The sequence below is a fragment of the Bacteroidia bacterium genome (assembly GCA_033391075.1).
In the GTDB taxonomy this organism is placed as follows: Bacteria; Bacteroidota; Bacteroidia; order J057; family J057; genus JAWPMV01.
The window spans coordinates 4,909,146-4,929,141 of sequence record JAWPMV010000001.1 but is presented as its reverse complement, the minus strand read 5'-3'; the positions used below and the strand labels follow the sequence as shown (position 1 = coordinate 4,929,141).

Annotated in this window: 16 protein-coding genes; 8 read left to right on the top strand and 8 right to left on the bottom strand. The window is 43.1% G+C overall.

What is annotated here, in order from left to right:
- Positions 1–6: 6 nt before the first annotated feature.
- Both R8P61_19590 and R8P61_19585 read right to left on the bottom strand, forming a co-directional pair.
- Positions 7–1,563: a fused MFS/spermidine synthase gene (locus R8P61_19590; protein ID MDW3649281.1), complete on the bottom strand. Its 1,557-nt coding sequence runs from the start codon at positions 1,561–1,563 to the stop codon at positions 7–9.
- 72 nt (positions 1,564–1,635) lie between these two features.
- Positions 1,636–2,859, bottom strand: coding sequence for a S8 family serine peptidase (locus R8P61_19585; protein MDW3649280.1), 1,224 nt, complete (start codon positions 2,857–2,859; stop codon positions 1,636–1,638).
- Positions 2,860–3,210: 351 nt separating this feature from the next.
- Between R8P61_19585 and R8P61_19580 the strand changes: the two genes are divergently transcribed.
- The 5 genes from R8P61_19580 (at position 3,211) to R8P61_19560 (ending at position 10,927) form a co-directional block, all read left to right on the top strand.
- Positions 3,211–6,207 carry a PKD domain-containing protein gene (locus R8P61_19580; GenBank protein ID MDW3649279.1) on the top strand — a complete coding sequence of 999 codons (2,997 nt, stop codon included), beginning with the start codon at positions 3,211–3,213 and terminating at the stop codon, positions 6,205–6,207.
- Positions 6,208–6,370: 163 nt separating this feature from the next.
- The gene (locus R8P61_19575) at positions 6,371–6,946 is read left to right on the top strand and encodes an RNA polymerase sigma factor (GenBank protein ID MDW3649278.1); all 576 of its coding nucleotides are present in this window, start codon (positions 6,371–6,373) and stop codon (positions 6,944–6,946) included.
- Positions 6,943–8,250 (top strand): outer membrane beta-barrel protein, encoded by a 1,308-nt coding sequence (locus tag R8P61_19570; protein ID MDW3649277.1) that lies wholly within the window; start codon positions 6,943–6,945, stop codon positions 8,248–8,250. The genes R8P61_19575 and R8P61_19570 overlap by 4 nt, the downstream gene beginning before the upstream one ends.
- Before the next feature lie 8 nt (positions 8,251–8,258).
- On the top strand, positions 8,259–9,389 hold the full coding sequence (locus R8P61_19565) for a PKD domain-containing protein (GenBank protein MDW3649276.1): 1,131 nt from the start codon (positions 8,259–8,261) through the stop codon (positions 9,387–9,389).
- Positions 9,390–9,466: 77 nt separating this feature from the next.
- The gene (locus tag R8P61_19560) at positions 9,467–10,927 is read left to right on the top strand and encodes a sulfatase-like hydrolase/transferase (GenBank protein MDW3649275.1); all 1,461 of its coding nucleotides are present in this window, start codon (positions 9,467–9,469) and stop codon (positions 10,925–10,927) included.
- Positions 10,928–11,393: 466 nt separating this feature from the next.
- On the opposite strand, the gene R8P61_19555 is transcribed toward R8P61_19560, so the two are convergent.
- The 6 genes from R8P61_19555 to R8P61_19530 form a co-directional block, all read right to left on the bottom strand.
- Positions 11,394–12,677 (bottom strand): adenylosuccinate synthase, encoded by a 1,284-nt coding sequence (locus R8P61_19555; protein ID MDW3649274.1) that lies wholly within the window; start codon positions 12,675–12,677, stop codon positions 11,394–11,396.
- An 87-nt stretch (positions 12,678–12,764) separates the two neighbouring features.
- Positions 12,765–13,106, bottom strand: a complete 342-nt coding sequence (locus R8P61_19550; protein MDW3649273.1) for an STAS domain-containing protein — start codon at positions 13,104–13,106, stop codon at positions 12,765–12,767.
- 20 nt (positions 13,107–13,126) lie between these two features.
- Entirely contained in the window at positions 13,127–13,603 is a 477-nt protein-coding gene (locus R8P61_19545; protein ID MDW3649272.1) for a transcriptional repressor, read from the bottom strand.
- Between the two features lie 84 nt (positions 13,604–13,687).
- Positions 13,688–13,822 carry a hypothetical protein gene (locus R8P61_19540; GenBank protein MDW3649271.1) on the bottom strand — a complete coding sequence of 45 codons (135 nt, stop codon included), beginning with the start codon at positions 13,820–13,822 and terminating at the stop codon, positions 13,688–13,690.
- Positions 13,823–13,949: 127 nt separating this feature from the next.
- On the bottom strand, positions 13,950–15,602 hold the full coding sequence (gene groL, locus R8P61_19535) for a chaperonin GroEL (GenBank protein MDW3649270.1): 1,653 nt from the start codon (positions 15,600–15,602) through the stop codon (positions 13,950–13,952).
- Positions 15,603–15,641: 39 nt separating this feature from the next.
- A complete protein-coding gene (locus R8P61_19530) occupies positions 15,642–15,920 on the bottom strand; it encodes a co-chaperone GroES (GenBank protein ID MDW3649269.1) in 279 nt (92 codons plus the stop codon).
- A 279-nt stretch (positions 15,921–16,199) separates the two neighbouring features.
- On the opposite strand from R8P61_19530, the gene R8P61_19525 reads away from it, so the two are divergent.
- The 3 genes from R8P61_19525 to R8P61_19515 all read left to right on the top strand — a co-directional run bounded on the left by R8P61_19525 (position 16,200) and on the right by R8P61_19515 (position 19,981).
- Complete coding sequence (locus R8P61_19525; protein MDW3649268.1) at positions 16,200–17,237, top strand: proline racemase family protein; 1,038 nt, start codon at positions 16,200–16,202, stop codon at positions 17,235–17,237.
- 65 nt (positions 17,238–17,302) lie between these two features.
- Entirely contained in the window at positions 17,303–18,544 is a 1,242-nt protein-coding gene (locus tag R8P61_19520; protein MDW3649267.1) for a dipeptidase, read from the top strand.
- A gap of 30 nt (positions 18,545–18,574) precedes the next feature.
- A complete protein-coding gene (locus R8P61_19515) occupies positions 18,575–19,981 on the top strand; it encodes a DUF839 domain-containing protein (protein MDW3649266.1) in 1,407 nt (468 codons plus the stop codon).
- Positions 19,982–19,996 lie beyond the last annotated feature (15 nt).

The following is a 19,996-nucleotide window of genomic DNA, read 5'->3' as shown; positions in this document are numbered from 1 at the left end:
CCAAGTCTATTTGTAAAAATGTTTTCTATAATAGGCATTATAACTTCTTTTCCATTCTCTGGATGCATTTGAATATAATTTGGAAAGCTGGGGTTTTGCATCAGAGAGCAATTTTGCTTCACTTAAATCCAGGGTTTTGGGTTCGATGAAATAACTATACAAGTCCTCAATTTTAGGATAATTAGGTTCTTCATAATTACTCAGATCAAAATCCTTTTTTTCAAAACTTGCAAGGAAAATGAGGTTGCGATTGTACTCAGTACCAGGAGTCGCCAGAATTTCAGTGGTAAACCCTGATTCCGTAAATGTTTTGTATACAGATCTGGCCGCCCGGCCTCTGTTTCCTTTTATAAAACCATAAAAATTGCACATAATCATACCAGAGGGCTTTAATATCCTCTTCGTATCCTCGAAGCCTTCTATTGTTAATAAGTGTTCAGGAACAGATTCACTCAGAAAAGTATCGAAAATGATTATATCATATTTTTTTGGGGTGGTTTTAATATAATGGCGAGCATCATCTATAATCACGGGAATATCCGGATTCATGTTAAAGTATTGAACCGAGACTTCGTGTACCCTCCGATCAATTTCAACAACATCCGTATCAAATCCCAGGCGTTCCAGTTGTTTGACTAGCGTTCCACCACCCAAACCCAATAGGAGTACTTTGCTTCCTTTGGGAAAGATAGAGGCAGCTGTAGGGAAATAATGGGACCAGCTCCAGATACTGTATTTCATATCATCTTCCAGACCCACATAGGTTTGAAGGGTATTATTGACAATAAGTGCCCTTCCGGTTCGAGCATCCTCTGTGATTTCATAAGAAGGGTGATCAACAACTTTTACCTGACCCAAAATACCTTCGGATTGATAGAGAACTTTGTATTCATCTGTATAATTTTTACCTGTCCATGAACTCAAAGAGACAGCCATGAGTAAAAGTAAGCCCGCTATTCCTACCTCTTTCTTTCGGGATGTACTTAGAAGAGAAACCATTGGGAAAAGGGCCAGAATGAGGCCAACAATGATCGCTGGCATTTGAAGCCCAAATTCGGGGATTACATAGAAACCCATAAGAAAAGTCAGGCTAATGCCTCCAAGAGTTGAAATAGCATATACATTTCCTGCGCTATTCCCTGCTGAATCCACTTCTTCAGTTAGAAGATTAATAATAATGGGTGAAGTCATTCCCATAAAAACCAATGGTGGAAACATAAAAATCAGCAAGGAGATAATCGAACCCATCTCCAGTGACATTCCTATACACTTTTCCATGATAAATTCACTGGTAAAAGGCATAAGACAAAGTAAAACTCCAGCTGCAATGAGTACTTTATACAGCAACGTATTACTTCCAGAATATTTTTTGGAGAGAATCCCACCCAGATAATACCCACTTGTCAGGCCACCCAGGGTTAAAGCGAGGGCAGCTGCCCATATATAAAGAGAGGTGCCGAAGTAAGGTGCCAGAAGTTTGGCTCCTATTAGCTCACAGGCCATAACTGAACCTCCTTCAAGAAAAGAAAGAAATAATAGATAGTGCTTCGAATTGAGTTTCATAAATAAATATAGAGAATAAAGAGAAAAGGCGGACGCAAAGGACCGCCTTTTTATATTTATGATTTTTTATTGCTAGTGAACAGCTATTGGATCAGCATTACCATCAGGATCACCGTTTACAGTTCCATTAGTACTTACGTTTCCAAGTAGCAAAATACCACAAACATGCGGCGAGGCCATAGAAGTTCCACTCAGGGTCGCGTAACCATCTCCGTTGTAGGTAGAATATACACTTGAACCAGGAGCACATACGTCTACAGGAGGATTGCCGTAGTTTGAGAAGCTGGACCAATTATCACCCTGTGCCATTGAAGAAACAGTATAAATATTGTTTCCATTAGCACTAGCTGGAGATTTGGAGGAAGCATTGGTAGACTCATTACCAGCAGCCAATGCAAATGGGCACTGAGAAGAAGCCGCTACAACTGCATCATTAACAGCTTGAGAGAAACCGCCTCCCAAACTCATGTTTGCAGCATCACAATCACTACGAGTAGCTACATAGTCCACTCCAGCGATAACACCAGAATAAGAACCGGAACCTCTTGAGTTCAGTACTTTTACGGGAACTACAGTAGCGCCTGCAGCAACACCAATCACTCCAATTTCATTATCAATAGCACCAACTGTACCGGCAACATGTGTTCCATGTCCGCTACCATCAAAAGTCAGATCACCATCTTTCCCTTTACTAAAGGCATTGAATCCTTTACTTACGTCAACATTAAGATCTGGATGAGAAGCGTCGATACCGGAATCAATGATATAGGCAATTTTACCCGTACCATCAACACCTCCATTTACTCTGGTGATCCCCCAGGGAGTAACCTGTGGGCTGCTTCCGCCACCACCACCTCCGGGAGGGCCTCCCATGGCAACGTGTACCATTCTATCTTGCTCGATATAGGAAATTCTGTTGTCTTGACGAAGGTTTTCTACTTCTTCACCTGTAAGTTGAAGAGAAAAACCCTGTATCGTTTTTACATAGGTTTGAGAAATCTCTTTTTTCCCAATTTTGTTTTCACTCAAAACGGACATTGCATGAACTTTCATGTCCTGCTTGAGTTTTATGAAATTTTCAGCATTAACTGCTCTTTTGGGAATAGCATTAACTTCATCTTTATAAACTACAATATACTGTCCAGGAATAACATCTCCGTCAGTATAAGTAATAAGTTCGGCTAATTCATCATTGTTGGAAGGGGTAGGAGATAGGATCTCATCGGAACAACTATAGACCAGGAATGAGAGAGCCAGCATCCCTAGTATAAGATGTAGGATAGTGTGTCTTTTCATAAAAATAATTGATTAGAAATGATAGTGTTATAATGAGTGATTAATAGTAATAGAATTATAATCTAGGATTTTTTTTTTATAAAATGAATGGGTATACAAGAAAAAAATGATTCGAAAATCGAATCATTTTTTTGTCAAAATAGATCAGTTGCTCGTTGTTTTTGAACACTTCGCTTAAATTCTATCCATTTGACCTGCAAATTCATAAAAAGCCTGCCTTTTTGTTGAAATATTGAGAATCTGAGCGAAAGCTTTTTTTATATTTTTTTCAAATTGACCCAACCTTTAGAGCTAGCAGTTACGTGATAGGAGTAACGCGCGGAAATAAACCTTTATTAAGACTCCTATCTAATGAAAAAGTACCTGTTAACTCTTTTTATATATGCCCTGATGTGGCCGGGAGGGCTATTCGCCCAACAAGCTGCTATTATATCAGGAAACGCGAGCCAAAATGGCTTCCCCTTGCCGGGAATTCCAATCAACCTGGAAGCCATTGGTAATCCGAATTACTCTATAACTACCTATACAGATTCATTGGGCTTTTATGAGGACACCGTTCTTCTTTACAATGCCCAGTTGATCATCGTCTCGAGTCCTTGTTCCTCGGATACGATAGCCGTAAATCCTAATCAGCTCACTTATACAGTAGACATCGATTGCAGCACGGGACTGGGGAATTGTGTAGCCGCCTTCGCCTACCAATCAACACCCGGAACGACAAGCATAAATTTCAATTCTTTCGGACAAGGTAATCTGAATTACTCCTGGGACTTTGGCGATGGAGGGACATCCTCTGATCCCAATCCCTCGCATACCTACAACTCTCCAGGAGTTTATACGGTTTGTTTGGCTGTCATCGATAGTACAGCGGGTTGTTCAGATTTCTTTTGTGATGTTGTAAGGATCGGAAACAATTCAGGGAATTGTGCTGCCGGGTATGCCTATTTCAACCTTCAGGGAGATACTTATCAGTTTTTAGATAGCTCATTTGCAGGACCCAATGCTTTGTATAGCTGGGACTTTGGAAATGGAATGACTTCCAACCAACAAAATCCGGTAGTTACTTTGACAGCAGGTGTCTACCAGGTTTGTCTAACCATTATAGATTCAACTTCGACAGGGGCTTGCACCGATACTTACTGCAGCACATTGACTTTGGGGAACAATAATACATGTACTGCGGGCTTCAATATTTTTCCAACACCAGCCGGAGGATTCGCATTCTCTGCTTTCCATCAATCAAACACAGCTATCTATACCTGGGATCTGGGAGATGGGACTATTGCTACCGGACCTAATGCCAACAACTCCTATCAGGTAGGTACTTACACCATTTGCCTTAGCGTTGAAGATTCTGCCAGCAATTGCGTCGATACAATCTGTCAGGTCATTACTGTCGGTGGCAGGAGCTGCTACGCCTTATTCTTTGAGCAGGACCTTGGAAACAACCAATACCAATTCTATTCAGATAGTACAGGAGGCACCAACTTCTTCTGGACTTTCGGTACAGGAGATAGTGCTACCGGACCGAATCCTCAATACACATTCCCGGGTCCCGGTTTGTATGATGTATGTCTATACGTAAGTGACAACAACGGTTGTCAGGACGTATTTTGTTCTCAAATTTCTGTAGGAGGAGGAACAGGAAACAACAATTGTTTTGCGGACTTCGACTTCCTGCCTCTTCCCAATGGCAACATTCAGTTCCTTAACCTTTCTTATGACGGCACTGCGACGGGACAAAACTTCAGCAGCTTCTGGGACTTAGGTGATGGAACTACTTCCAATGCTTTGAATCCCGTTCATAGCTATCAAACGCCTCCCGATAGTTTTTGGGTTTGCCTGAGCATCAATTCTGCAAATTGTGCGGATACCATTTGCAAGATGGTTTTCCCCATCCCGGATTCAACAATCTTTGGCTGCGATGCTGCATTCTCCGCCCATAATACCGGTTCCGGAGTAGTCGCTTTCAACAGCCTCTGTCCTTCTCCCAACCTGACCTATAGCTGGGACTTCGGAGATGGCAATACCGATAATAATGCTGCACCCGTGCATACCTATGCAAATCCTGGTGTTTATTATGTATGTCTGAGTGTTACAGATAGCTTGATCAATTGCAATGCTACTTTCTGCGACAGCGTATATGTAGGCAATACAGGCAATGGTCCCGGACAGTGTGCAATTGTGTCTGACTTCACCTACCAGGACCTCGGAAACGGAAGCTTCGATTTTATTGAATTGACGAGTGCATCCGGTATTCCGGGAGGCAATGCCGGTTTGAATTTCTTCTGGGATTTCGGAGACAGTACTACTACCAACCAGCCAAATCCTCAACATAGCTTTTCAGGCCCGGGCCCATATCTGGTCTGCCTGACTGTAATAGATAGCAGTAGTCAGTGTGCCGCTACTACTTGCCATGTGATTGGTACTACTAATCCAAACTCCGGATTCCATGTGAGTGGAGCTGTCTTTGCCGACAGTCAACTGATCAACAATGGAGTCGTCTACCTGATCAGACATGATACTACTACAACTGGCGGAACCTTAACAGCCGTGGATTCCACCTATCTCAGCCAGAGTTTCTTCACCTTTTTCAATGTACAACCGGGAACTTATCTGGTGAAATCAGCCTTATTACCAGCATCTCCTTTCTACCAAAACTATATGCCAACTTACCTGGGAGATGTGATGCAATGGAACAATGCAAGCAGTGTAGTGGTAACCAATCAAAACCTCTTTCTACCTCCTGTCTCATTGATCCCGGGTAATAATCCAGGAGGACCAGGATTTATCGGAGGATTGATTAGTCAGGGAGCCAATAAGAATCTTGAAGGCATGCCAGGAGTTTCTATCCTCTTAATGACTGCACAGGAAGATGCTGTGATTCATGCAGTAAGCGGTACTGATGGAAACTACGAATTTAAGAATCTGGCTCTGGGTACCTATCACATTTATGTCGAAATCGCGGGTAAGCTTTCAGAGAAATGGGTGGTAGATCTGACTTCACAAAATGCCAGATTTGAAGAAGCCGACTTCCAGGTGCTTGAAGCAGAAGTGCTGGCAGTAGGTGCAACTAGTATTCCTCAATTCAGCTTTGGCGAATTACTCAATGTCTATCCGAACCCGACGGAAGGGAATCTCAATCTTGAACTGAAAATGGAAAGTCAGAAGGATATCAAAATATCGATTACGACTTTAGTTGGACAGAGATTGGTCGAGCGAGACATCGAGCAGGTGATTGGAGAAAGAAGAATCGAACTTGACCTGAATGGATTACTCGATGGCACCTATTTATTGAGGATAGAGGCAGATGGCGAAAGTATGAACAGACTCATCATCAAGAGATAAAAAGTAAAGTAAGTAGAATGATTAACAAATCATATTTGTAGCCTTGAGGTTAGGCGGGAGTAATCCCGTCTAATCCTTTTTTTAATTTTTAGCTTTTCTGTTTATTAAATAGGGGAAAAGCTTTCGAAAAAAGTCTAGCTTAAAAGGAAGTTTTGACATATTAATGAATCCTGATCCGAAATTATTAAAAGCCTGCAAGCGCGGAGACAGGAGAGCACAAGAGCAATTATATCGCATGTGCTTTCCTGCTTTGATGGGGATTTGCATGCGATATTTTCGGAATGAATCAGAGGCGGTTGCCGCTCTCAATGAGGCCTTTCTCAAGATTTTGAACAATTACCACAAGCGAAATGCTTCCACCCCATTCCTGGCTTGGATCCGCCGGATCGCTATCAATACAGCCATTGACCGATTTCGAAAAGAAAAAAGCTATAAAACGCATATACAAGCCGGTTGGGAGTATGGAATGGATGATCAGAAAGAAGCAGCCTTTGAGATCAATCAGGCAGAACTCCAGCTGGAAGCTGAAGCAATAGAAAAAATGATTCAGGAACTCCCGCCTATGAGCAAGCAGGTTTTCAATCTGTTTGCGATAGATGGTTATAGCCATCAGGAGATAGGCGATTTGTTGGGGATCTCAGTTGGGACCTCCAAATGGCACGTGTCCTTTGCCCGGAAAGAGCTAAAACAAAAACTCATACGGGAAGGACTAATTAATCAAAAGGCAGACATGCTATGAAAGAAAAGCATCCCATAGATAGCTTCTTTAAAGAGAGCTTGGCCGATCGGCAGTATCCTATGAAGGAGGAATACTGGTCGGCAGCAGCTGATCTGATTGAAGCACAGGGCGGAAGAAAGAGAAGACGTTTTCTCTGGCTCTTTCTCTTAATTGGCTTGCTCATCACCGGCTCGACCCTTGGGTATTATTTCTCAAGGGATACAGCTAAGAAGTTAAAGCCTAATACAGAAATTGCTTCTACTTTTGAAGTTGATGCGAATGAGAAGGAGTCGCCTGAAAATGCCTTGCTCGATAAGGGTAGAGGGAATGAGCCAGTGGAAGTAGAAGTGGAAAAAATCGAAAGGGAGCCTGCACTTCCTGCGGCTTCTTTTCCCATAAATCGCGTAGAAACTTCTAAGGCTAACTCCCTATTAAGCAAAACCCAGCCAGCTAACTCAGGAAGCGAGAAAAGTTTTATCGAAACAGAAGAAACAAATCCGAACCCTACAAATCGGGTGCTGGATTTGCTGGAGTTAGAACAATCAGAACTGCTAGCGGCAAGGGAAGATCGAGGAGTAGGACTGGACCTTAAGAAGAAGGAACAAAAGAGTGAATATAAAGCCCGGGTATTGAACGAAAGAGCCTTTGAGCTGGAAGAGCAAGACCAATCAAATCCTTCTTTCCGCTATCTAAGCAGGGCAGCCCGTTCCAAACATCAATGGGGCTTGGATTTGGGTTTTGCCCTCAATAAAGGAATCAAAGATCCGACTTCCTCCGGCCAAAGCCTGGGGATGAGCCCTGTCATAGGAATCAGTTATCGCAGGCGTTTCAACGCACAACTTGAATTCATTTCAGGATTGCGGTATACCCAAATGCCAGCATTGACTGGAGATTCGACCTTCCTTAGTACAGACTTCAGTTTTGGTGCACAGGTAGAGGGAATCAATATTAAAGCCTTGTCTTTACATCAAGCCGAAATACCTCTGCAGCTGGCCTGGTATACGGGACCAAGAAGTAAAATAGTAGGAGGAGCTTATTTCCGCTACCTCATCAATGTACAATCAGAAGTATCCCGCTTCGAATCCAATCCTTTCGAAAGCACTCCCGGACCTGTAAATCGTGCCTGGGGGTACAAACAAGGATTCTCGGACTTAGATTATGGATTACAATTGGGCTACTTCTATCATTTGAGTGAGGGTTTGCAAATCGGTTTGGAAACTCAATACGGATTGAAAGATGTCAGGGACAATGCATTCTATCGAATCAATAGTTTTGACCGCAATCTGAACGCACGGATCATTTTACGCTACCACTTCCTCAATTAAGCTTGAGCATGAAGAATCATATATATCATATACTTCTTTCACTCGCCTGCTTTATGGTGCTGGCCGCTTGTGAAGAAACCCCTCTACCGGAGGAGATGATGGGGGAAGTAGTTTTTTTCGCTAGAGGAAATACCTCAGCCGGAGAACTGGATATAGAGGCCGGTATAAAGGACTATTACATGTCCAGCTCTCACGCCCTCAGTAACCGAGATGTCCTGGTATATCGGGCAGAATTTCAGCGGCCTTCCTGCTTTGATTGTGGAGAAGTCCTGCGCATCGAGATCAACAATAATGAGGCTTTGACTGAGGGAGAAAATCCGGATATCGAAGAAGCCCTGAAAATGGGAACTTATGAGTACAGCAATGCCCAGGATGTCAGTGATATTTTCATTGTTGACTTTGAGTCTGAAAGTAATCCTGCCAGCTCTGTAGATAGCAGTCAATGGGATTTTGGAGATGGTTCAATCAGCATGAGTGAAGATCCTCGACATGAGTATGTAGATCCCGTCAGTTTCACTCCAGAGGTTTGTCTACGGACAGTAGATTCCAATGGCTGTGTAAGTATCATTTGCAATCAGATCTTTCTCGACAGCGCATCCTGTAAGGTGGATTTTGAATATGAATGGGACCCCAATACTGGGTTTGTCAATTTCTTCGACCAATCTGAGGGGCAATACCCCTTAAGACATAGATGGGATTTTGGAGACGGTTTTGGAGCTAGTTTGGGAAATCCTGCTTATTTCTTTGGCAGAAGTGGAGACTATACAGTTTGTCTGACAGTAACAGATGCAAGTGGATGTAAAAGAACCCTTTGCAAAAATATAGGGACCGATCCTGGCAGTTGTAATAGCAACTTTAGCTATGAAATCAATCAGGTGTCAGGCCCTACTTCCCCACAGTACAGCCGAGTTATGATTCAATGGACGGATAAAGATGGAAAGGTGTACCGATCAGATAAAAATGACCAGCGAAGCCTGAGCCGTTTTGAAATCCTGGAATCAGAAGCTTATGACAAAAACGAAAGAGGAGAAAACACAAGAAAATTACGCTTAGAAGCGGTCGCGACCCTTTGGGCTGAAGATGGGCAAAGCATCGAACTGACGCTCGATGAAGCCTCTATCGCCGTTTCTCATCCCTAACATGGAAACAGGGATCCATTGGGGATGAACCTTAAAATCCGGATATTGAAGAATATTCGGATTTTTTTATTGCCGCTATGAAGTCTTTATTCGTCCCATTCCTGTTTTGCCTACTCCTGTTTATTTCCTGTAAAGTAGCGCCTGAGCATACTCCTCCCTCAACTAGTCCCAATTTTATTATTCTATTGGCGGATGACCTTGGGTATGGGGATCTGGGCGTGTATGGAGGAAAGGCTTTGACCCCCAATCTGGATAGCCTTGCTGCTTCCGGGATTCGTTTTACGGACTTCTATGCGGCAGCACCCAATTGCTCTCCTTCCCGGGCAGGCTTGCTGAGTGGACGATCCCCTTCTATGATTGGAATTTACAATTACCTGCCTGGTGTGCACCCTATGCACCTGAGATCAGAAATAGTTTCAATTGCTGAGATTGTTAAGAGAAAAGGGTATCAAACCGGACTCTTCGGCAAATGGCACTTAAGTGATCTCATTCCCAATGAAGAGGAAAAACAGCCTACCCCTTATGATCAGGGATTTGATCATTTTTTTGCTACAAAAAATAATGCGCAACCTTCTCATTTGAATCCGGTGAATTTTGTTAGAAATGGGAAAAATGTAGGTGAACAGCATGGCTATTCCTGTGATATACTGGTCAGAGAGGCCTTGAGTTGGTTGGGGGAAAAGGAGTCCAATAGGCCTTATTTTCTTTATCTGCCTTTCCATGAACCCCATAAAAAAGTAGCATCACCTCCCGAGCTGGTGGAAAAATATCTGGATCATCACGATCAACAAAACGCAGAATATCTTGCCAATATAGAGAACATGGATCAAGCCATAGGTCATCTTTTTAACGGTTTAAAGGATATGGGACTGGATAAGAATACTTTTATCCTTTTCGCTTCGGATAATGGCTCTTACCGTAAAGGATCAAATGGAGAACTCTTAGGAGGAAAGAGTTTTGTATATGAAGGAGGAATCAGGGTTCCGGGGATTATCAGTTGGGATAAAGTTGTTGATCCCGGGCAAGAAATATCTGAAGTAGCGGGTCTACTTGATCTTATGCCAACGATTTGTGAACTGGTAGAAGTAGAACATCCTGAAGCAGATAAGTTGGCAGGAAAAAGTCTAAAACCCTTGCTGATGGTAGGGGAGTTGAATAGAGAGAAACCCCTGAGCTGGTTTTTCTATAGAACCTTTCCTGAAATGGCTATGCGAATCGGTGAATTTAGCATCATGGGAGCTAGTCCGGATAGCAGTTTGCATACGCATCCCTTTAGTAAGCCAGATATGGAACATATAAAAAATCTCGAATTACTGGATTTTGAGTTATATAATCTGGCGGAAGATCTTTCACAGACGCATGATGTATTTGGGGTAAATCGCAAACTTTCAGATAGCCTTCAACAGCAGTTGTTGAGTCGCTTTCTTGAGATTCGAGAAGAAGGCTATAGCTGGAAAGTGCTGCCAGAAGTAGGTAAGAAGGCTCGCAGAAAAAGAAGTGAATGGCGAAAGTTGAGACCGGAGGGTTTTAGTAATTGATACACACAAATCCTTGTCATCCCGAGCTCCGTGGAGGGAGCTGAATTTAATGAAGAACAAGGAACAAGGAATTAAGATTGGAGAAGTGATGCTTTGGTAAGTAATTCCACTTCGCTTTGGGTGATAAGAGTTTTGATTTTGTATCCTTTTCAATCATATATCATGTCATCCTGGAATCTACAAGATGTCCGGGACCTCTAGCTAAACCCATATGCTAGAGATCCCGGCACTCATGTTTAGGCCGGGATGACAGTTTAGGTAAGCACACAAATCCGTGTAATCCCGAGCGCTGTCGAGGGACCTAAGTCTTCCTTCATTTCCTTTCCCCAACCCAAAAGAAGACTAAGAAAAGAGGAGGGTAAAGATGTAGGCCCTTCCGCTTCGGTCAGGGTGAGACCAGTGGCTAAAGGTGACAGCGATGCTAAGAACACCTAAACAAAAAACCCCGCTAATGCGGGGCTTTTATTTATACGGTCATGGCTTCCATTTGCATGATCTGCTCCCGATCCGGGCCGACAGATACATAACTAATCGGTACGCCAATATACTCTTCGATCATCTTTATATAGTCCTTAAGGACTGAGGGCAACTCATCCTTATGGCGAGCTCCGGTAATATCATCTCTCCATCCAGGATGTGACTCATACACAGGCGTAATCCCGCTTTCGATATTATAAGGAACCTGATCTGTTTCCGTTCCGTCTTCGAGGCGGTATTTGGTACATACCATCAATTCATCCATGATGGAAAGCACATCGGCCTTGGTCATGATCATGTCAGTAGTTCCATTGAGTTTTACCGCATATTTCAGGATAGGCAGGTCTAGCCATCCTGTGCGACGAGGTCTGCCAGTGGTAGCTCCAAATTCATGACCTTCCTTGCGGATTTTTTCGCCTACTTCATCATCAAGCTCGGTAGGGAAAGGGCCACTACCTACACGTGTGCAGTAAGCCTTGAATATCCCAAATACTCGTTTGATCTCCTGAGGAGGAACACCCAGACCCAAACAAGCACCAGAAGTAGTGGTATTTGAACTGGTTACAAAGGGATAGTTTCCAAACTCGATATCGAGCAGCATACCCTGTGCACCTTCAGCCAGAATCGTCTTCCCTTCTGCCAAAGCATCCTGAAGATAGTATTCTGTATTGATCAGTTGCAGGCTTTTGAGAAACTCAATGGATTCTCTGAACTGGGCTTCGGTTTCAGAAAGATCGTATTCAAAATCATAGAGGCTATCCAGCATATTTTTATGCTTGGCAAGCAGAGTTGCATATTTTGCCTCAAAATCTTTCGACAGTACATCTCCTACTCTCAATCCGTTTCTACCCGTCTTATCCATGTAAGTGGGACCGATACCTTTGAGGGTCGAACCGATCTTCTTATCTCCTTTTGCCTTTTCGGAGGCAGCATCCAATAACTTATGAGAGGGAAGGATGAGGTGAGCCCTTTGAGAGATCAATAGTTTTTCTCTAACGGGTTCGCCAGTCTTTTCGAGATTTTCAATCTCGCGGCGCAAAGTAATGGGGTCTATGACTACTCCATTACCGATCAAACAGGTGGTATTTTCGTGAAAAATTCCGGAAGGGATGAGGTGAAGTACATACTTCTTACCATTGAAAACAATGGTGTGTCCTGCATTCGGACCTCCCTGAAAACGAGCAACTATGTCATACTGAGGAGTAAAAACATCTACTACTTTTCCTTTCCCTTCATCTCCCCATTGTAAGCCTAGCAAAACGTCTACTGGCATGGTGTTTTATGTGAAAAAGTGAATAAGGCCAAAAGCTTGACCCGAACGAAAGCGCAAAGGAAAACTAAATTCCTTTCTTTTCATAGCTTATTTGCTGAAAACTTCCATCGCTTCTTCCTTAGTAGAGTGGATTTGAAAGATGGTATTGAGTTTTGTGATCAGCAAAAGGTTTTTGATATAATCAGAAGGATTGGACAAGGTCACTTCGCCTCCGGATTTTCTGGCTTTTGTCAGGAGGGTAATGAGTACCCCCAAACCGCTACTATTGATATGTTGCAGGTTCTGCAAATCGATAACAAAGTTTTTCAACCCATTGTCAAGTTGCTCTGTGAAAGACTCGGTGATGGTGATTCCATCTTTTTCTCCGATAAGATTTCCCTGCAATTCGTATACTCCTATTTTATTGTCTTCTTTGAACGTAAACTCCATTGTTCTATTCTTATTTTCTGTTACTGTGTTTTATCCTCCGAGCATGTACTACATATGCCGTGGATGGTAAATGAATGATGGCTCACCTTAAAATTGAGGATGTTGCCGATTGTGTTTTCAATTTCCCCGATACGTGGGTCACAGAATTCCATCACCTTACCACAGGATGTGCAGATGAGATGATCGTGTTGCTTGTATCCGTATGACTTTTCGAAAAGGCTTTGGCTGGTGCCAAACTGGTGTCTTTTGACCAGATCACATTCTACAAGAAGATCCAGGGTATTGTAAACAGTAGCCCTGCTCACTCGGTAGTTTTTATTCTTCATGTGGATGTACAGAGACTCCACGTCGAAATGATCCGAGCGACTATAAATCTCTTCCAGGATGGCAAACCTTTCTGGAGTCTTTCTCTGTCCTTTTCTATCGAGATAATCCGAAAAGATCTGTTTTACCTCCTGGATACGTTCCTGTTGTTTAATAGGAGGGAGATCTGGCATAAAAACATTAATTTTTCAAAGCCCGTCAAGATACTAAAAAAAAAGCAAAAGGCGTTCCTCTTCACCAGATAAGCCCTCCTCATATCACCTTTTACTGGATCTTCTTTGGCGACGATTTTTTCCGGCATCGTCTGCCAGTGTTCGCTTAATGGCCCAGTAGGCGAAATAGAATCCCCCAGCTACGACAGCCAGAGTCAAAATGATTCCCAGCGCATTCATAATATAAGGATGTTGGTTAGCGAGTAATAGCTTAGGCCTTAATGCCTTAAGCTCTTTTTATAAGATACACAATCCCACATCCTTAAACAAAAAAGGCTGCCTAATTGGCAGCCTTTCTGTTTTATGATTACATCATGCCAGGCATGCCACCACCGTGGGCATGTGAATGCCCATGGTCTGCTTCAGGCTCAGGCTCGTCAGTGATAACGGCCTCAGTTGTCAGCAACAATCCAGCGATAGATGATGCATTTTCAAGTGCACTTCTTGTTACTTTGGTAGGATCGATAATCCCTGTTTTGAAGAAGTTCTCGTAAGTCTCATTACGGGCGTTGAATCCGTAATCTCCTTCTCCACCTCTAACTTCGTTAAGGATTACACCAGCTTCCAGACCTGCATTTCCTACAATCTGACGAAGCGGCTCTTCGAGCGCACGCTTTACGATGCTTACTCCAACACCAATTCCACCTTTGAGGAGATTGTCATTGATACCTCCACGACCTTTTTCCAAAGAATCGATCGCACGTACCAGTGCAACACCACCACCAGGAACGATACCTTCTTCAACAGCAGCTTTCGTTGCGTGAAGGGCGTCATCCACACGGTCTTTCTTTTCCTTCATTTCTACTTCGGTAGCAGCACCTACGTAGATTACTGCAACACCGCCAGACAGTTTTGCCAGACGCTCTTGCATTTTTTCTTTATCGTAGTCAGAAGTACTGGTTTCGATCTGAGATTTGATCTGACCTACTCTTGCACTGATGTTTGCAGGATCACCTTCTCCGTCAACAATCGTAGTATTGTCTTTGTCGATGGCTACTTTCTTGGCAGAACCCAGCATATCAAGGGTAGTGTTTTCCAGTTTGAATCCGCGCTCTTCAGAGATAACGGTTCCTCCTGTCAGAATAGCGATGTCTTCCAACATGGCTTTTCTTCTGTCGCCAAATCCGGGAGCTTTAACAGCAGCCACTTTGAGGGAACCACGGATTTTGTTTACAACGAGGGTAGCTAGAGCTTCACCGTCTACATCTTCAGCAACGATCAATAAAGGACGTCCTGTTTGTACGGTTTGCTCAAGTACGGGAAGAAGGTCTTTCATTTGAGAGATCTTCTTGTCGAAAAGCAAAATGTATGGAGCTTCCAAAACAACTTCCATGTTGTCAGGATCGGTTACGAAATAAGGAGAAAGGTATCCTCTGTCGAACTGCATCCCTTCCACTACCTCGAGGTAAGTTTCTAGACCACGAGCTTCTTCAACAGTGATAACTCCGTCTTTTCCTACTTTTTCCATTGCATCAGCAATGAATTTACCAATCTCGATATCGTTGTTAGAAGAAATGGTCGCAACCTGAGCAATCTCACTGGAACCGCTAATAACTTTGGACATCTCCTTCAATTCTTTCACTACTACTTTAGTAGCTTCAGCAATTCCTTTCTTCAATTCCATAGGATTGTGGCCAGCAGTTACGTTTTTCAATCCTTCACGTACCATAGCTTGGGCCAAAACGGTAGCAGTGGTTGTTCCATCACCTGCAATATCAGCAGTCTTAGAAGCAACTTCTTTTACCATCTGTGCTCCCATATTTTCTACGGGATCAGCCAGTTCTATTTCTTTGGCAACTGTAACACCATCTTTGGTGATATTAGGTGCTCCGAATTTTTTGTCTATTACTACATTGCGACCTTTTGGTCCGAGGGTTACTTTCACAGCGTTCGCAAGCGCATCAACCCCTCTTTTTAGCCTATCTCTGGCTTCTACATTAAAATCGATCTTTTTAGCCATTGTCTAAATGATTTTTCTTTGTGTTAAGTATAAAGAATGCTAGATAATAGCGAGAATGTCAGATTCACGCATCATGAGGTAATCTGTTCCTTCTACATTGATCTCAGTACCAGAGTACTTTCCATAGAGCACAGTATCACCAACTGAAACAGTAGTAGGCTCGTCTTTCTTGCCAGGACCTACAGCTACAACAGTACCTTTTTGTGGTTTTTCTTTGGCTGTATCGGGAATGTAAATACCCGAAGCCGTTTTTTCTTCTGCTTGTGCTGGTTCTACCAACACTCTGTCAGCCAGGGGTTTAATGTTTAATGCCATTATTTTGTAACAATTTAGGGTTTGAAACTTTTTATCAATTCTTACGTTGAGAACGTTTTTCGAAAAATGTGCCAATCATAGATATTCTGACAGAATTGACGCATTCGCGGGATTTGACATGACCAAATGACATTCTGTCACCTGTAATGTCAGGGCGCGAAGTTGGCCATTTATTTTAAAAAAGGAAAGCTGGCTTTTAATAAATGCCAGAGACTAAGTGGGTTCTGATATAATTTTTAGCTTAAATTGCCGAAAATTCAATCCCAATTCATCTAAGTTTTTATGCAATTCCCTCTCTTTAATGCCCCTGAATCCTGGAGAAAGATCACTACACTGGATATGCATACCGAGGGAGAACCCCTCCGTGTTATTATGTCTGGCTTTCCTGAACTAAAAGGAGGGAATATCCTGGAATACCGTGCTTTTGTCAGAGATAATTGGGATATGCTGCGTAAGGCCCTTATGTGGGAACCCCGCGGTCATGCAGATATGTATGGAGCGATTCTTACGCCTCCTGTGAGCCCCGAGGCTGACTTTGGGACCTTTTTCCTCCACAATGAAGGCTATAGTACAATGTGTGGTCATGCGATTATTGCACTGGCTACCCTGGCCGCAGAAACAGGCCTGATCAAAAAAGAAGAAGGAGACAATCCCGTAACGATTGATACGCCAGCAGGTTTGGTAAAAGCCTTTGTCCGGGTAAAGTTTGGGGAAATCCAAAGTGCTTATTTTCAAAATGTGCCCTCCTTTGTTGTAGCACTTGATCAGGAAGTAGAAGTAGCAGGTATGGGAAAGATTCGCTATGACCTCGCTTTTGGGGGTGCTTTCTATGCCTATGTAAAAGCAGAAGATGCCGGAGTAGGTCTGAGTGGAAAAGATTTCAGAGATTTGATTGATAAAGGCATGCAAATCAAACGAGCAGTAATGGAAAGCTCTGATTTGATCAAGCATCCTTTTGAAGAGGATCTGAGTTTTTTATATGGTACCATCTTCATAGGTGAGCCGAATGAGGATAGTATGGCCGATAGCCGAAATGTCTGCGTTTTTGCAGAGGGGGAAGTTGACCGCAGTCCTACAGGTACAGGCGTGAGTGGGAGAATGGCCATTCATCATGCAAGAGGAGAAGCAGGACTCGGTGATCAAATGTTGATAGAAAGTATCCTGGGTACTCAATTCTGGGGATCGGTTATTGAAGAGACCAGCTTTGGGGGCTTTACTGCAATCATTCCTCAAGTGGAAGGCCGGGCATTTATCACAGGAAAACATGAGTTCTTGATCGATCCCAGAGACCCATTGGGCGATGGTTTCATCCTAAGATAGTCCGAGCATCTGGAATTCTCCTGCATAAACTGTAATTTTAAGCCTGATTACAATACAGCTAAAACATGTCTAATCTACGCTTCATTCTCCTTGGCTTTTTAAGCCTGCTTATTATTTCCTGCGAAAATCCTTCAACAGAAACTCCCAATCTGGAAGAGCGAGCCCTCAAGCTGGCTCAGTCTACTATCCTTACAGATGGACATGTGGACCTTCCTTATCGGATGCGTGTGAGGAATTTTAGATTGGAAAAAGAATTTCTGGATGTTTCAAAAAGAACAGAGGGAGGAGATTTCGATTATGTACGTTCGAAAGAAGGGGGCTTAGATGCTCCTTTTATGTCTATATATGTTCCTTCCCGTTATCAGGAGGAATCGGGTAGAAGCAAAGCCGAAGCCGATAGCCTAATCGATATGGTCGAAGAGATTGTCGAACGATATCCGGATCAATATGCCTTGGCAAAAACTGCTGATGAAGTTGAAGCCAATTTCAAAGCAGGAAAAATTTCTCTTCCAATGGGAATGGAAAATGGATCACCCATTGAAGATGATATCGAGAATGTCGAATATTTCTATGAAAGAGGCATCCGCTATATTACCCTTACCCATTCATTGGTAAATAGAATCAGTGATTCTTCTTATGATACTACCCGCACCTGGAATGGATTGAGTCCTTTTGGAGAAGAGGTTGTAAAAGAAATGAATCGCGTTGGCATCATGGTAGATATTTCCCATGTATCTGATAGCGCTTTTTATGACGTAATGAAGTTGACCAAAGCTCCCGCTATCGCTTCTCATTCTTCCTGCAGATATTATACGCCCGGCTTTGAGCGTAACATGAGTGATGATATGATCAAGGCTTTGGCTAAGAATGGGGGAGTTATTCAGATCAATTTTGGATCTACCTTCCTTGACAGTGTTTCTCGTAAAAGATCTACTGACATGAGAGCCGCTTTATCAGCACATCAGGAAAGCCTGGGAAGAGATATGACCGAAGAGGAGCAGGAAGATTTTGGTAAACAGTATTTCGAGGAAAATGGTTCTATATATTCAGATGTAAAAGTCGCCGCAGATCATGTCGAGCATGTTATCAAACTCGTAGGAGTGGATCATGTAGGATTCGGATCTGATTTTGATGGCGTAGGTGATAGTTTGCCTTTAGGATTAAAGGATGTTTCAGATTACCCCAATCTGATTGCAGAGCTCCTGAATAGAGGCTATTCTGAAGAAGATATAAAGAAGATTTGTTATAAAAACGTATTCAGAGTTTGGAGGAAAGTGGAAGAGATTGCCCGCAACTCATCTCTTTAGCAGTTTTTTCGTATATACCCTTAAGAGACAATGAAAAAAGATCAGTTATCCCGGAGGCAATTTCTAAGGTATGCAGGACTCGTAAGTCTGGGTTTTTCCGGTTTACAAAGTTTTGCCTGTAATACCAATATGGCAATTTCTACTCCCGAACCTTTTAGAAAAAGAGGCTATGGTCCCCTGCACAATGACAGGGATGGGATCATGAATCTCCCCAAAAGGTTTAGCTATAAAATCATCAGTGAACAAGGCATGGTCATGGATGATGGTTTCTTGCTACCGGGTAAGCCGGATGGCATGGCTACTTTTATGGGTCCTAAAGGGAGCACTATTGTCGTACGGAATCATGAAGTTAGCCCGGAAATGAGGGAGTTGGGACCATTTGGAGAAGGATATAAACTCCTCTCTAAATTGGCAAAAAACGAGATGTATGATATGGGCCGAAGGGAACTTCCCTGTTTGGGAGGAACAACCACTTTCGTTTACAATACCAAAGAGAATAAAATAGAAAAGCAGTTTCTATCTCTGGCAGGAACTACCCGTAATTGTGCCGGAGGACCTACGCCCTGGAATACCTGGATTTCTTGTGAAGAAACGGTAGACAGAGCAGGAATGAGACTGGAGAAAGATCATGGATATCCCTTTGAGGTTCCTGCAACTGCGGATATTGCTTTAGCTGATCCTATCCCCCTCAAGGATATGGGACGTTTTCAGCATGAAGCAGTAGGGGTAGATCCCCGTACAAGTATCGTGTACCAAACCGAAGACCGTAATGATGGGGTCTTTTATCGTTTTCTTCCCGCTCAGGAAGGAAAGCTTCATAATGGAGGCAAGCTGCAAGCCATGAAGCTCAGAGAATATGAAAGTTGCGATACGCGAAACTGGGAAGGAATGGATGCTCCTAAAATTGATCCGGGAGTAAAGTATGCAGTAGAGTGGATAGATGTAGACGGAATTGATTCTCCTTATGATGATCTTCGATACCGGGCCTATGAAGCAGGTGCTGCCCGTTTTGCCAGGGGAGAAGGTGTTTGGTTTGGAGAAGGTGAATGCTTTTTTGCCTGTACATCTGGTGGGAAAGACAAAACCGGCCAAATCTGGAGGTATATCCCGAGTAGATATGAAGGGGATTCCCGCGAATTGGCAGAGCCGGGAGTGCTCGAGCTATTTGTAGAACCTAACAATACCCGCCTGGTAGAAAATTGCGACAACCTGACTATGTCTCCAAAAGGAGATCTTGTAGTCTGTGAGGATAAAGAAAATCCACGTGTGATTGGCATTACCCCAGATGGGCATTTCTATGTGATTGCAGAAAATGTGGGCTATCCCTCCGAATTTGCAGGTGCAACCTTTTCTCCAGATGGCTCGACTCTCTTTGTGAATATTCAGCATGTCGGATTAACGCTTGCAATCCAGGGTCCCTGGATGGATAGGGCTTAGGCCTAAACGAAAACT

What these genes read in the sequence shown, in the direction of transcription:
- R8P61_19590 (MDW3649281.1), bottom strand. Translation starts at nt 1,563, where the DNA reads ATGAAACTCAATTCGAAGCACTATCTATTATTTCTTTCTTTTCTTGAA.
- R8P61_19585 (MDW3649280.1), bottom strand. Translation starts at nt 2,859, where the DNA reads ATGAAAAGACACACTATCCTACATCTTATACTAGGGATGCTGGCTCTC.
- R8P61_19580 (MDW3649279.1), top strand. Translation starts at nt 3,211, where the DNA reads ATGAAAAAGTACCTGTTAACTCTTTTTATATATGCCCTGATGTGGCCG.
- R8P61_19575 (MDW3649278.1), top strand. Translation starts at nt 6,371, where the DNA reads ATGAATCCTGATCCGAAATTATTAAAAGCCTGCAAGCGCGGAGACAGG.
- R8P61_19570 (MDW3649277.1), top strand. Translation starts at nt 6,943, where the DNA reads ATGAAAGAAAAGCATCCCATAGATAGCTTCTTTAAAGAGAGCTTGGCC.
- R8P61_19565 (MDW3649276.1), top strand. Translation starts at nt 8,259, where the DNA reads ATGAAGAATCATATATATCATATACTTCTTTCACTCGCCTGCTTTATG.
- R8P61_19560 (MDW3649275.1), top strand. Translation starts at nt 9,467, where the DNA reads ATGAAGTCTTTATTCGTCCCATTCCTGTTTTGCCTACTCCTGTTTATT.
- R8P61_19555 (MDW3649274.1), bottom strand. Translation starts at nt 12,677, where the DNA reads ATGCCAGTAGACGTTTTGCTAGGCTTACAATGGGGAGATGAAGGGAAA.
- R8P61_19550 (MDW3649273.1), bottom strand. Translation starts at nt 13,106, where the DNA reads ATGGAGTTTACGTTCAAAGAAGACAATAAAATAGGAGTATACGAATTG.
- R8P61_19545 (MDW3649272.1), bottom strand. Translation starts at nt 13,603, where the DNA reads ATGCCAGATCTCCCTCCTATTAAACAACAGGAACGTATCCAGGAGGTA.
- R8P61_19540 (MDW3649271.1), bottom strand. Translation starts at nt 13,822, where the DNA reads ATGAATGCGCTGGGAATCATTTTGACTCTGGCTGTCGTAGCTGGGGGA.
- groL (MDW3649270.1), bottom strand. Translation starts at nt 15,602, where the DNA reads ATGGCTAAAAAGATCGATTTTAATGTAGAAGCCAGAGATAGGCTAAAA.
- R8P61_19525 (MDW3649268.1), top strand. Translation starts at nt 16,200, where the DNA reads ATGCAATTCCCTCTCTTTAATGCCCCTGAATCCTGGAGAAAGATCACT.
- R8P61_19520 (MDW3649267.1), top strand. Translation starts at nt 17,303, where the DNA reads ATGTCTAATCTACGCTTCATTCTCCTTGGCTTTTTAAGCCTGCTTATT.
- R8P61_19515 (MDW3649266.1), top strand. Translation starts at nt 18,575, where the DNA reads ATGAAAAAAGATCAGTTATCCCGGAGGCAATTTCTAAGGTATGCAGGA.